The 13,175-nt window shown below is 59.6% G+C and carries 12 protein-coding genes; 6 read left to right on the forward strand and 6 right to left on the reverse strand.

Annotated elements, in window-relative coordinates; genetic code table 11:
• Nucleotides 1–27: 27 nt before the first annotated feature.
• On the reverse strand, nucleotides 28–942 hold the full coding sequence (gene bcoG / locus AC2FNU_RS01010) for a 3-dehydrocarnitine:acetyl-CoA trimethylamine transferase BcoG (RefSeq protein WP_496784293.1): 915 nt from the start codon (nucleotides 940–942) through the stop codon (nucleotides 28–30).
• Nucleotides 943–1,075: 133 nt separating this feature from the next.
• Between bcoG and AC2FNU_RS01015 the strand changes: the two genes are divergently transcribed.
• On the forward strand, nucleotides 1,076–2,062 hold the full coding sequence (locus AC2FNU_RS01015; RefSeq protein ID WP_496784294.1) for a GlxA family transcriptional regulator: 987 nt from the start codon (nucleotides 1,076–1,078) through the stop codon (nucleotides 2,060–2,062).
• Between the two features lie 74 nt (nucleotides 2,063–2,136).
• Here the strand turns inward: AC2FNU_RS01015 and AC2FNU_RS01020 are convergent, their stop codons facing one another.
• Genes AC2FNU_RS01020 through AC2FNU_RS01030 form a run of 3 tightly spaced genes read right to left on the reverse strand, consistent with a single transcriptional unit; the run spans nucleotide 2,137 to nucleotide 5,143 of the window.
• Nucleotides 2,137–3,183: an aldo/keto reductase gene (locus AC2FNU_RS01020; RefSeq protein WP_496784296.1), complete on the reverse strand. Its 1,047-nt coding sequence runs from the start codon at nucleotides 3,181–3,183 to the stop codon at nucleotides 2,137–2,139.
• A gap of 30 nt (nucleotides 3,184–3,213) precedes the next feature.
• Nucleotides 3,214–3,672: a DNA polymerase III subunit chi gene (locus AC2FNU_RS01025; RefSeq protein ID WP_496784298.1), complete on the reverse strand. Its 459-nt coding sequence runs from the start codon at nucleotides 3,670–3,672 to the stop codon at nucleotides 3,214–3,216.
• Between the two features lie 4 nt (nucleotides 3,673–3,676).
• Nucleotides 3,677–5,143, reverse strand: a complete 1,467-nt coding sequence (locus tag AC2FNU_RS01030; RefSeq protein WP_496784300.1) for a leucyl aminopeptidase — start codon at nucleotides 5,141–5,143, stop codon at nucleotides 3,677–3,679.
• A 229-nt stretch (nucleotides 5,144–5,372) separates the two neighbouring features.
• Between AC2FNU_RS01030 and lptG the strand changes: the two genes are divergently transcribed.
• From lptG to rsmA, 5 genes are all read left to right on the forward strand, one after another.
• Nucleotides 5,373–6,473, forward strand: coding sequence for an LPS export ABC transporter permease LptG (gene lptG, locus AC2FNU_RS01035; protein WP_480799775.1), 1,101 nt, complete (start codon nucleotides 5,373–5,375; stop codon nucleotides 6,471–6,473).
• On the forward strand, nucleotides 6,473–8,629 hold the full coding sequence (locus AC2FNU_RS01040; protein ID WP_496784303.1) for an LPS-assembly protein LptD: 2,157 nt from the start codon (nucleotides 6,473–6,475) through the stop codon (nucleotides 8,627–8,629). Before lptG ends, AC2FNU_RS01040 begins: the two co-directional genes overlap by 1 nt.
• Nucleotides 8,620–9,873 carry a peptidylprolyl isomerase gene (locus AC2FNU_RS01045; protein ID WP_496784305.1) on the forward strand — a complete coding sequence of 418 codons (1,254 nt, stop codon included), beginning with the start codon at nucleotides 8,620–8,622 and terminating at the stop codon, nucleotides 9,871–9,873. The genes AC2FNU_RS01040 and AC2FNU_RS01045 overlap by 10 nt, the downstream gene beginning before the upstream one ends.
• Nucleotides 9,870–10,835 (forward strand): 4-hydroxythreonine-4-phosphate dehydrogenase PdxA, encoded by a 966-nt coding sequence (pdxA, locus tag AC2FNU_RS01050; protein ID WP_496784307.1) that lies wholly within the window; start codon nucleotides 9,870–9,872, stop codon nucleotides 10,833–10,835. The genes AC2FNU_RS01045 and pdxA overlap by 4 nt, the downstream gene beginning before the upstream one ends.
• A gap of 84 nt (nucleotides 10,836–10,919) precedes the next feature.
• The gene (rsmA, locus tag AC2FNU_RS01055) at nucleotides 10,920–11,762 is read left to right on the forward strand and encodes a 16S rRNA (adenine(1518)-N(6)/adenine(1519)-N(6))-dimethyltransferase RsmA (protein WP_496784310.1); all 843 of its coding nucleotides are present in this window, start codon (nucleotides 10,920–10,922) and stop codon (nucleotides 11,760–11,762) included.
• A gap of 51 nt (nucleotides 11,763–11,813) precedes the next feature.
• Here the strand turns inward: rsmA and AC2FNU_RS01060 are convergent, their stop codons facing one another.
• The gene (locus AC2FNU_RS01060) at nucleotides 11,814–12,392 is read right to left on the reverse strand and encodes a DUF4167 domain-containing protein (RefSeq protein ID WP_496784312.1); all 579 of its coding nucleotides are present in this window, start codon (nucleotides 12,390–12,392) and stop codon (nucleotides 11,814–11,816) included.
• A 241-nt stretch (nucleotides 12,393–12,633) separates the two neighbouring features.
• The coding region (locus AC2FNU_RS01065) for a N5-glutamine methyltransferase family protein (RefSeq protein WP_496784313.1) at nucleotides 12,634–13,175 on the reverse strand (542 nt) is incomplete at its 5' end.

Genomic DNA, 13,175 nt, shown 5'->3' on the forward strand with positions numbered 1-13,175 from the left:
CGGATTGCGCCACAGAACGCGAACAGATCAGCTTTTCGGCGCGCGTTTCACCAGCCCAAGCTTCTCCCGCACCTCTTGCGGCCCGATGACACGCGCGCCCATATTCTCAATGATGGTCCCGGCGCGTTCGACCAGTTGCCAGTTTTCGGCCAGCACGCCCTTGTCCAGCCACAGGTTGTCTTCTAACCCGACGCGCACATTACCGCCCGCCAGCACCGTCGCCGCGACATAAGCCATCTGGTTCCGCCCCAAAGAGAATGCGCTGAACGTCCAATCGTCGGGAACGTTGTTCACCATCGCCATAAAGGTGTTCAGATCGTCCGGCGCCCCCCACGGCACACCCATGCACAGCTGAACCAGCGCGTTGGGCTCCAGAATCCCCTCTTTCACCAACTGCTTGGCAAACCATAGGTGGCCGGTGTCGAAGGCTTCGATCTCTGGCTTCACACCCATATCCGTCATCATCTGCCCCATAGCGCGCAGCGCACCGGGCGTGTTGGTCATCACGTAATCGGCCTCGGCAAAGTTCATCGTGCCGCAGTCCAAAGTGCAGATTTCGGGCAGACACTCGGCAATATGCGCCACGCGCTCCGACGCACCAATCATGTCAGTACCGGCCTCATTCACCGGAAACGGGCTTTCAACGCCTCCAAACACGATGTCCCCACCCATACCCGCAGTCAGGTTCAGAACAACATCCACATCGGCGTCGCGAATCCGGTCTGTCACCTCACGATACAGGTCCAGCCGACGGCTTGGCACACCGGTCTCGGGGTCGCGTACATGGCAATGCACGACCGCGGCCCCAGCCTTGGCGGCAGCAATCGCGCTGTCGGCAATCTGCTGTGGCGAGCGCGGCACATGAGGGCTGCGATCCTGCGTTCCACCCGAGCCAGTCACGGCGCAGGTGATAAAGACATCACGGTTCATTTCCAGAGGCATGGCGTTTTCCCCAAGTTATACCCGGTTTTGACCTGAGTTTTCCCCAGGCTTCTCCCCGGATTCCGATTTGCGTTCTGACCCGACTCTGGCGCAGCCTTGGGGAAACAACTTGCCAAAATGCGAATCGAACTTGATGCAATCCGCAAAAAACATACTGCAACCCGAACATCGCGCCCTGAAAACGGCGGTGCTGGTGCTTGATGACTGCAACACGCTCAGCTTCGCCTCGGCCGTCGACCCGATGCGCGCGGCCAACCGTCTGGCCGACCGACCGGCTTTTGACTGGGACTATGTGACAGCCACATCCGAACCGGCAATGCTGACCAGCGCCCTGAAAGTGCCCGGCATCCCGCTGGCCCGTTTGCAAGGCTGTGACCTGATGATCGTGGTGGCCGGGTTCCAACTGGCCCGCCACGCCACGCCCAGCCTGCTCGCGGGTCTGCGCCGGATTGCAGGTACTGGCGCAACGATGGCAGGCATCGACGGCGGCCCATGGCTGCTGGCCGAGGCCGGGCTGCTCGACGGTCACGCCGCGACCACCCATTGGGAAGACTTGGAAAACTTTGCCACCCGCTTCCCCGAGGTCGATGTACGCCCAGACCGCTTCACCGTCTCGGACACCCGCCTGACGTCGGGGGGGGCGATCCCGGCGGTCGAGATGATGCTGCACATCATCGCTGCCCGCCACGGTGCAGGCTTCGCCGCACGTGTTTCGGGCCTGTTTCTTTACGAAGGTGCTCCAGACCCTGCCAAACCGCAAAGCAGAACCGGCGCACCACACCGTCACACAGCTTTGACCGCCAAGGCCAACTCTCTGATGCAGGCATCCCTGGATGAACCCTTGCCGCTGGCTTACATCGCAGACCGACTGGGCACCAGTCCGCGCACTTTGCAGCAGCAGTTCCGCCTGCGCCTGAACACCACTCCTCAGGATCACTACCTGCAACTGCGCTTGGCCGAGGCTCGCCGTCTTGTGACCGATACCGACATGCCGCTGATGGATGTGGCGCTGGCCACAGGCTTTGCTTCTCAATCCAGCTTCGCCCGCGCGTTTCGCACGGCACACGGCCTGTCAGCCCGCGATCTCAGGCAAGAGCGCGCGCACCCCACCCATCACTGACCGGATCCTACTTCATCTGGCCCAAAATACCTCGGGGGAGTCGCCGAAGGCGACGGGGGCAGCGCCCCCTGCCCTCAGTACGGCATCGGGTGCGCCTTATGGGCTGCATCCAACTCTGCCAGCACCTCATCTGACAAGGTCAGATCCGCGCCAGCCAATACGTGTTCAAGCTGCTCAACCGTGGTCGCGCCAAAAATAGCCGACATCATGAATGGCCGTGTACGGCACCAGGCCAACGCCATATGCGTCGGATCCAAGCTGTGACGCGCAGCAACGTCCAGATAAGCCGCGACCGCATCAAACACCCGATCCGATTTGCGCCCGCCAAGTTCAGGCGAAAGTGACATGCGCGAGCCGTCCGGGACTGCACCACCCTGATACTTACCCGTCAGCAACCCGGTGCCCAAAGGCGAGAACGCCATCAGCCCGACATCTTCATGCACGCACAGCTCGGCCATATCCGTGTCGAACAGACGGCAGAGCAGAGAATATTCGTTCTGAACCGACGCCACGCGCGGCGCGCCCATCTTTTCGGCCAGACGCACCCACTGCGCCGTGCCCCATGCGCTTTCGTTGGACAGACCAAAGGCGCGGATGTTGCCCTTGTTAACCTGAGCCTGCAATGCCTCCAGACACTCCTGCATGTTCTCCAAAACGTCATCGGTGTTGTGCCCGGTTGGTGCAAAATCCCAGTTCTGACGGAACATGTAGCTGCCGCGGTTCGGCCAGTGAAACTGGTAGAGATCGATGCACTCTGTCTGCAACCGCTTCAGTGACCCTTCAATCGCTTCGGGGATCGTCTTGCCTGTGATCGGCGCGCCGTCGCGTACAAAGGACAACCCCTCGCCGGAATGCTTGGTCGCCAGAATGTATTCCCCACGCCGCGCCGCATTGGCCGCATTCCAATTGCCCAGAATCTCTTCGGTGCGCCCGATCGTTTCTTTTGAAACCGGGTTCACCGGATACATCTCGGCTGCATCCACAAAGTTGATGCCGGCACCCAGTGCCATGTCCATCTGCCTGTGCGCATCGGCTTCGGAGGTCTGTGTGCCAAACGTCATGGTTCCAAGACACAGGTCGCTCACCATAATTCCCGTACGGCCCAAGGGCTTCATTTGCATCTTTCAATCTCCTGAAAACGGCGTCGCCCGTCAGGCTTCGGCCTTCTTTTCCCACCGTCCGGATTCTTCCGACCAGTATTGCGCCGAACATCCCGCCGCGGTCAGCGCTTTCCACTGCCCGCGCGCGTGTTGAACGGCCATGTCGTCATTACCATCGAACAGAATGCACACCCGCTCCAGCGCGGCGACTTCTTCCGCCTCAACCGCCGCGCCGTCCACGGCCATGACACAGGACGCGCCATTGGCAGCTTCCGAACCCGTGGTCAGCAAAATCGGCTGTTCGGCATCATACGGGCCACCTTCGCGGCCATGTGGCAGAAACCCGTCCTCGGGCCCCAGCCACAGCTTTTCATCCAGCCAGTCCATCCGCGCAGGGTCAGTGCCCCGCACGGCAATCTTCCACCCGGCCTGCCGCGCCTTGTCCAGCAACACCGGCAAGTTGCGCTCCAGCGGCTGACGGGTCAGGTGGTAGAAATAGACAGCGCCCATCTGCTTACTCGAAATTGTCCTGCACAAACCGGCTGAGCGCGCGAACACCCCAACCGGTGGCGCCTTTGGGCGCGTAAGATGTTTCGGACGATACCGAGGCCACACCCGCGATATCCAGATGGATCCAAGGCGTCTCTTCTTTCACAAAACGCTGAAGGAATTGTGCGGCAGTGATCGAACCCGCGGGCCGACCGCCTATGTTTTTCATGTCGGCGATGCGCGATTTCAACATCTTGTCATAGGCATCGCCCAACGGCATCCGCCACGCGCCTTCGTCCTCGGCCTTGGCGGATTTCAGAAAGGCGTCGCAGAACGTGTCGTTGTTCGAGAACACACCGGCATTCTCATGCCCCAGCCCGATGATGATCGCACCCGTCAGCGTGGCCAGATCGATCATGCCCACCGGTTTGAACCGTTCCTGCGCGTACCACATCACGTCACACAAAACCAAACGGCCTTCGGCATCGGTGTTGATGATCTCGACCGTGTCGCCCTTCATCGATTTGACCACATCGCCAGGGCGCGTTGCGTTGCCGGATGGCATGTTTTCAACCAGTCCAACCAGACCAACGACATTGGCCTTGGCCTTGCGCTTGGCCAGCGCGCGCATGGTCCCCGCAACAACACCAGCGCCGCCCATATCCATGGTCATTTCTTCCATTCCACCGGCAGGCTTGAGCGAGATACCACCGGTGTCAAACACCACACCCTTGCCGACCAGTGCCAGCGGCGCATCGCCCTTGTCACCGCCCTTCCAGTTCATGACAACCACTTTGGACGGGCTGTCCGAGCCCTGCCCTACGCTCAGCAATGTGCGCATTCCCAGTTCGGCCAGCTTGTCTTCGTCCAGAACTTCAACTTCCAGCCCCAATTCCTTCATCTCGACCAATCGATCTGCAAATTCGGTGGTTGTCAGAACGTTTGCAGGCTCGTTGGTCAGATCGCGGGTCATCCGCACGCCATCTGCAATTGCATAAAGCGGCGCAAATTCCGCCTCGGCCTCATCAGGTTTCGAATGGCTGATTGTGACCGTGCCTGCGTCTTCGCTTTCTTTGGTCTTATGCGCGTCAAAGTCATAGCTGCGCAGCGCGATACCCAAAGCCAGATCTTCCGTGCGCGCCTGATTGCCGACCATTACAAGTACGTCCTTGCCACCTGCCAGTTTGGCCAATGCAGCGCCCGCCTTGCGCGCCTCGTCCGCCTCGGGGCGGCGTGGCAGTACCAGAACGTCCAGGGCTTCGGCCGCCATCCCGGCAGGCCACGCCAACGAGATCACGTCCGCAGTCTTGGATTTTTCGAAAGACCCGCTTTCGACCAGCCGCGCAACAGCCCCCTTCGTCAGACGGTTGGCCCTGCGGGCGGCAGGATTCATCTTGCCGTCGGACGGGATGATGATGACCACCCGGCCTTCTGCCAGCGCCATCGCATCCATGTCGAACTCCTGAAAGCGGATCGGTACCAGACTGCTCATTGCAAACTCCTCAAAATCTGTTCCCCAAGACCTAGCCCGCGCGGCACCGCTTGACCAGATAGCAGTTTTCCCCGGCCTTCAATTGCATTAAGGTCTCCGAAAAATAACCGGCAGGCTCGGGGGAGAAAGACGTGGCACGAGAGGGCAGGCATAAGCCGTTGCGCAGAATATTCTGCGCGCGCGCAATCGGCCCGAACGCCCGTGTTGCAAGCTTTGCGGGGGCACGCCCGTGATCCTCGACCGCTATTTCGCCCGCCGGTTCATGCAGAGTTTTCTGGTCATTGGCGGCATCTTCCTGACCCTGATGATTCTTATAGATCTGATCGAACAGATTCGCCGATTTGACGATTACGACCTGTCTTTCGGACAGTTGTTGCAACTTACACTGCTCAACACACCGGCCGCGATCAGCGAAATGCTTCCGCTGCTGGTCATTCTGTCGACCATCGCCCTGTTCGTTGGGCTGGCGCGCACCTCAGAGCTGGTGGTGACACGTGCCACCGGCCGCTCGGGCATCCGCGCTTTGGTGGCCCCTGTTCTTCTGGCGCTGACCATCGGAGTGCTGGCCGTGGCATTGCTGAACCCGATTGCCGCCGCCACCTCGGAAGAGTTCCAGCGCCTTTCCGATTCCTACCGCAACAACGGCAGTTCCGCCCTGTCGATCAGCAGTGAAGGGTTGTGGCTGCGTCAATCGGCGGAAAACGGACAAGCGGTGATCCACGCGCGCGGCACCTCAAACGGCGATACCCTGGGGCTGGACGACGTGACTGTGATCACCTTCGCTCGCGATGGAAAGCCAACCCAACAGATCATTGCCGACCGGGCCGATCTTGAGGACGGTCGGTGGGTTCTTACCAACGCCAAGATCTGGTCCATGCAAGACGGTGAGAACCCAGAAACCAACGCCGTTGTTCATGACCGCCTGGACTTGCCAACCTCGCTGACCCGCCAACGCATTCTCGACACGCTGGGGCAACAGGATTCCGTTTCGGTTTATGACCTGCCGCAACTGATCGCGGATCTGCGCGAAGCAGGCTTTTCGACCAAACAGTATGAGGTCTGGCTGCAAGTGCAGCTGGCACGCCCCTTCTTTCTGGTCTCGATGGTCCTGATCGGGGCAGCCTTCACTATGCGTCACGTCCGCTTTGGCGGAACGGGTATCGCAGTACTGACAGCGGTTCTGCTTGGCTTTGCCATCTACTTCGTCCGCAACTTTGCGCAAATCCTCGGGGAAAACGGACAATTGCCCACTTACATCGCTGCCTGGGCACCGCCCTTTGCTGCCATTTTGCTGTCTCTTGGCCTGCTGCTTCATGCGGAGGACGGCTGATGCGCCGCATCGTTCCCCTGTTGCTGACCAGCGCGCTGGCCTTGTCCACCCCGGCAACCCTTGTGGCCCAGTCGACGCAAGTGCAGCCTCAGGGCGCAGAGACACAGGAAGAGCCGGCCCTGTTGGTCGCCGACAAGGTTTTCATTACGCCCGAACGCAGACTGGTGGCAGAAGGCAATGTCGAGGCTTTTCAAGGCGACATCAAGCTGTCCGCTCAGCGCATCACCTATGACCGTGAAACCGGTGAGCTGACATTGGAAGGCCCCATCCGTATCGATCAGGGCGGCCAGACAACGCTGCTGGCCGATTCCGGGCAACTTGACAGTGGCATTCAGAACGGTTTGCTGGTCGGCGCACGGATGGTCTTTGAGCAGCAGGTTCAGATTGCGTCGGTTCAGGCAAAGCGGGCAGCGGGCCGCTATACTCAGTTCAGCAAAGTCTCGGCCACGTCCTGCCATGTCTGCGCCAACGGCAAGCCGCCGCTCTGGCAGATCCGGGCCCGCCGCGTCACACATGACCAGTTAGAGCAACAACTGTATTTCGAAGGCGCACAGCTTCGGGTGCTCGACTACCCGGTGTTCTATTTCCCCTATCTGCGCCTGCCCGATCCCACGCTGGACCGCGCGACGGGTTTTCTGGTCCCGTCGATCCGCAGCACATCGCAATTGGGAACCGGTGTGCAAGTCCCGTATTTCATTAAGCTGGGGGACCACAAGGACCTGACGCTGACACCTTACGTGTCATCCAAAACAACGACGCTGGGGTATAGATACCGTCAGGCCTTTGTGAACGGACGTATTCAGTTAGAAGGAGCCTATACGCGCGATGACATTCAGCCTGATCAGGATCGGGGCTACCTGTTCGCAAATGGCTGGTTCAACCTCAAGAATGACTTCCGACTGACATTCAACGTGCAAACAGCTTCGGACGATGCCTATCTTGTGGATTACGGCCTGCCTGATCTGGATCGTTTGCGCAGTGAGCTTTCGCTGGAGCGGATCAAGCGGGATACCGCATTCAAGACAAGCCTGATCCATTACAAAACGCTGCGCGAAAGCGAAAATCAGGACGAAATTCCGTCTCGCGTTTTCGATCTGAATTACGAAAAACGCTTTTTTCCCGCCGCATTGGGCGGCGAAGTGCGACTGGCCTTTATCAGCCACGCTCATGAACGCACAAGCGACGCGGACGTTGTTGGCCGAGATATCGCGCGTGCCACGTTTGACGCAGAATGGCTGCGCAGCTGGACCTTCGCTTCGGGTCTGCGCGCCGATGCAACGCTGGGGGCGTCTGTCGATACGTTCAACATTCGCCATGACAGTAACTTCCCCTCGCAAGTCACCCGCTCGACTCCAAGGGCTGCTCTGACGCTGCGCTATCCGATGACGCGGCGCGAGCAATCGGGCGCAGTTCAATTCCTTGAACCCATCGCCCAGATCGGATGGACGCATGTGTCGGACACAGACGTGCCAAATGACGAGAGTACCTTTCAGGAATTCGATCAGGGTAACCTGCTGGCGCTCTCGCGCTTCCCGGCAGAAGACCAACGCGAAGACGGTGCCACCGGTGTCGTTGGTCTGAACTGGGCCCGTTATGGCGCAGGTGGCTGGCAGGCGCTGGCCACCGTGGGTCAGGTGTTTCGGGCGGATGCCGATCCGAATTTCACCCTGTCATCGGGGTTGCAGGGCACCTCATCCGATCTGCTGATCGCAGGACAGATCAGAACCAACAATGGTTGGTCACTTGGCGGGCGCGGATTGATCGACAACGATTTCAGCTTTGTCAAAGCGGAACTTCGTGGTGCCTGGGCAAACGAGTTTGCGGGGGTTTCTGGCAGCTATATCTGGCAGGAACCGGATCCGGCGGAAAATATCGTCAACGAAATATCGGAAATCTGGCTTCTGGGCCGGTATCAGGTCGACCAGAACTGGCTGACCAATGCCGAGGCGCGTTATGATCTGGGCCAATCCGAACCGATCCGTCTGGGTCTAGGCGTGACCTACCGCAACGAATGCGTGCAGGTTAACATGTCCGTAAGCCGGCGCTTTACTTCAACATCCACTATTGAGCCTTCGACAGAATTCGGCTTTACCCTGTCATTGACAGGTTACTCTGTCGAAGGCGGTGGTAAGACATACAAGAGAACATGCAGTTGATATCAGGTTTCTCCAGGTTTCTACGTTCCGGTTGGCTTAAACCGGTCGCGCCGGCGTTGGCCGCCGCAGTTTTTGCAGTTGCAGGGTCGCAGGCCATGGCGCAAAGCCTGTTTTCTCCTGCGATCCGGGTCAACCAGGACATTGTGACCTGGTACGAACTCGAACAGCGCCTGCAATTTCTGAACGTACTGGGCCTGCCCGGCAGCAGCGAAGCAGACGTACGAGATGCCCTGATCGATGCAAAACTGCGCCAGCAGGTCATGCGCGAAGCTGGCGTGCAAGCTGCCCCCGAGGCCGTCCAACTTGGCATCGACGAATTTGCGTCGCGCGGCCAGCTATCCTCGGAACAGTTCCTGCAGTTGCTAGGGGATTCAGGCGTCGACCCGGAAACCGTTCGGGATTACGTCGCGGATCAGTTGGCCTGGCGTGACTACATCAGCTCACGCTACCTGTCGCAGGCGCGTCCCACCGAAGATGAGATCGACCGGGCCCTGGGGCAGACCGGTGGCGGTGGTCTTCAGGTCCTTTTGTCAGAAATTATCATCCCGGTGAACCAGCAAACCGTTGCGCAGACCGAACTGCTGGCTCAGGAAATCTCGCGACTGGAAGGTGTTGATGCGTTTTCAGCGGCGGCGGCACAATATTCCGCAGCCGCCACCCGCGATCAGGGCGGTCGGCTGGACTGGCTGAACATCACCGACCTTCCCCCAGCTCTGCAGCCTGTTCTTCTGGGACTTCAAAACGGTGAGGTTACAGACCCCATTTCGCTGCCGAATGCTGTCGCCTTGTTCCAGATGCGCGGCTTGCGTGAGGTTGCAACTTCAGCCGCCCCGATCTCAAAACTGGATTATGCAATCTACTATATTCCAGGTGGTCGCAGTACCGACGCGCTGTCGCAAGCCACTCGCCTGAAGGAAGAGATCGATACCTGCGATGACCTGTATGGCATCGCTAAAGATCAGCCCCCAGAGGTCTTGGAACGCATCGACGCCGCCCCTTCCGAAGTGCCCCGAGATGTCGCTGTAGAGTTGGCTAAACTTGACCGCAACGAGGTGTCTATTAACCTGACACGCAACAATGGTCAGACGCTGATGTTCCTGATGCTGTGCAACCGCACACGCGATCTGGGAGAGAACACCTCTCGCGCGGACGTGGCCAATGCCCTGGCACAGCAGCGCCTTCAGGCCTTTGCCGAAAGCCTGGTGGAACAGCTGCGGGCTGACGCCGTTATCATTCAGGAATGACACTCCCAATCGCGCTCAGCTGCGGTGAACCGACAGGGATCGGCCCCGAAATAGCGGCCAAAGCCTGGCGCGAACTGCGCGGCACCTGCCCGTTCTTCTATATTGGCGATGCAAGCCACCTGCCTGCTGACACTCCGGTCGCGGAAATCGAAGATCCAGCGCAAGCCCTGACGGTCTGCGATCAAGCGCTGCCCATCCTGCAACTGGATTTCCCGGCCCCCAATGTGCCGGGCCAGCCCGACCCCACCAACGCACCTTCTGTGATCGATGCCATCGAAACCGGTGTCGAATTGGTGAAAGCAGGACACGCCGCGGCACTTTGCACAGCGCCCATCCACAAAAAAGCTCTGATCGATGGGGCCGGGTTTAGTTACCCTGGTCATACCGAATTTCTCGCCGCTCTCTCTGGGACGCAACGGGTCGTGATGATGTTGGCCAGCGATCAACTGCGTGTCGTGCCTGCCACAATCCATATCCCACTGTCTCAGGTACCCGCGGCCCTGACACCGGACCTTTTGCGCGACACGATTCACATCACCGCGGCTGGCCTGCGCAAACAGTTCGGCATCCCTCACCCGCGCATCGCCGTCGCCGGTCTCAACCCTCATGCGGGCGAAGGCGGCAAAATGGGAACCGAGGAAGGCGATTGGATTGCCTCGCTTATCGCTGAACTGAGCCCGGATGGTGCGACCCTTACCGGCCCCCATCCGGCAGATACCCTATTTCACGCCGCGGCCCGCGCCCGATATGACGCCGCCATCGCGATGTATCACGATCAGGCCCTGATCCCGATCAAGACCCTGGATTTCGATCGGGGCGTGAACGTGACACTGGGCCTGCCCTTCATCCGTACGTCGCCGGATCACGGCACCGCGCTGGACATCGCCGGGAAAGGCGTCGCCACGCCCACCAGCCTGATCGAGGCCCTGAAGCTTGCTCAACGCATGGCAAAAAGCTCTTGATCCTTCACCTGGCTGAAAATACCTCCGCCGGAGGCAAAATTCTTCTGGCGCATCTGCGCCCCTTTGCGTCACGGTAATCGGATCATGAGCGCTATCGACAATCTCCCTCCGCTGCGCGAGGTCATCGCAACTCATCAACTTTCGGCGCGCAAATCGCTGGGTCAGAACTTCCTGCTGGACCTCAACCTGACCGCCAAGATCGCCCGTCAGGCCGGGGACCTGACAGAATGTGATGTGCTGGAAATCGGCCCGGGTCCTGGCGGCCTGACCCGCGGGCTTTTATCCGAAGGCGCGCGCAAGGTCGTGGCGCTGGAAAAAGACACGCGCTGTATCGCTGCCCTGAACGACATCGCTGCCGCGTATCCCGGACGGCTTCAGGTCATCAACGGAGACGCGCTGGAAATCAACCCGCTGGAACACCTGACGCCGCCGATCCGCGTTGCGGCCAACCTGCCCTATAACGTGGGCACCGAATTGCTGGTTCGTTGGCTGACACCACCACAATGGCCACCCTTCTGGCAAAGCCTGACACTGATGTTCCAACGGGAAGTGGCCGAACGTATCGTCGCGCAACCCGGCAGCAAGGCGTACGGACGTCTCGCAATCCTCGCCCAGTGGCGGGCTGAGGCGCGCATCGCCATGTCGCTGCCCCCGGGCGCGTTCACCCCACCGCCCAAGGTGTCCAGCGCCGTGGTTCACCTGACCGCCCTGCCCGAACCGCGCTATCCCGCCGATGCTGCCACCCTGTCCCGTGTTGTGGCTGCGGCCTTCAATCAACGCCGTAAAATGCTGCGGGCTTCATTGAAGGGCGTGGCCCCCGATATCGAAGATCGTTTGCTGGCCGCAGGTATTCAGCCCACGGAACGCGCGGAACAAGTCCCGCTGGAAGCGTTCTGCGCACTTGCCCGCGAAGTTCAAAAGACCTGAAAATAAAAAACCCCGGATGTACCGGGGCTTTTGTTCGATTTGTTTTTTGGCTTATTCAGCCGCTTCCGGTGCGTCCCCATCGGTTTTGGGGGCCTCTTCGCTCACCGGTGCAGCTTTGGGCTTACGGGCCCGCGGCTTGCGTGCAGGTTTTTCCTTTTTCTCCGGCGCCGAGCCTTCAGCCTCTTTGCTTTCCGGAGTTTCAACCAGCCCGCTTTCCGGTGCGGCCTCGGGGGCTGCGAAATCCATCACATCCGGCTGCGGCGCTTCGGCCGGGTCGGCCTGACGGGCGGCTTCACGTTCCTGACGTTCGGCGCGTTCGCGATCCCGTTCGGCCTGACGTTCGCGGTTCTGGCGCTCCTGCTCTTCCCGGCGGGCTTCCATTTCGCGCTGCGCCTCGCTCAGCATTCGCAAGTAATGCTCGGCATGCTGCTGAAAGTTTTCGGCCGCTATACGGTCGTTTGACAGTTGCGCGTCACGTGCCAGTTGGTTGTATTTGTCAATGATCTGCTGCGGCGTGCCACGCACCTTGCCCTCGGGGCCCGAGCTGTCAAAAACACGGTTTACGACGTTGCCGCCGGAGGGACGATTGCGGTTATTCTTGGCCCGCGAGCGGGATTTGGAAGATCTCATCTTTCTCTACGTCAGCCTTATCAATTCGCTGCCGAACCACCCGTGTTTTGCACTGCTCTAAGGCGTTTGCCGTGACGGGATCTCGACTTTTTTGGGCTTGGCGTCAGGGGCGCGCTGCAACAGCGTCAACCTCGCCGACTAATCCTGAGTAAACATGTCCTGACCGCGCAGACAAGAGGAATCTCGGGTTTTCACCAGCTTTTTTGGTTCGGGCAGCGCTTTTTGGTCGCAATCCCGCCGATCAACCCGGCATTTTTGCGCCAACCACACGGTCGCGCCCATCCAGATCAGGGATCACACAAACATCTACAAGCCCTGCCGCATCAAACAAAGCAGCAACTTTTTTTGCTTGCGTTGGGCCTATTTCCACAAGGATCCGCCCCCCCGGCAACAGAAAATCCGGGGCTGACGCGGCGATCCGACGATATGCTCCCAACCCGTCCCCTTCGTCGGTCAGGGCCATACGAGGCTCGTGCTCTTTGACCTCAGGCGACAATTCGACCATCTCGTCCAGCGAGATATAGGGCGGATTTGAAACAATAAGGTCAAATTGACCATCAATGTTTTCAAACCAATCCGAGCGCACAATATCAACCCGCCCCTGAACGTGATGTTCGACCGCGTTGGCGCTGGCTTGAAGACAGGCTGCTTCACTCAGATCGGCCCCGACGCCTGACGCGCTGGAACGTTCGGCCAGCAACGTAATCAGGATGCAACCCGACCCGACCCCCAAGTCCAGAACGTGATCAAACGGCGCGCTCAGGGCTGCTTCGATCAGGGTTT

Source organism: Ruegeria sp. BHSB064 (genome assembly GCF_059613205.1).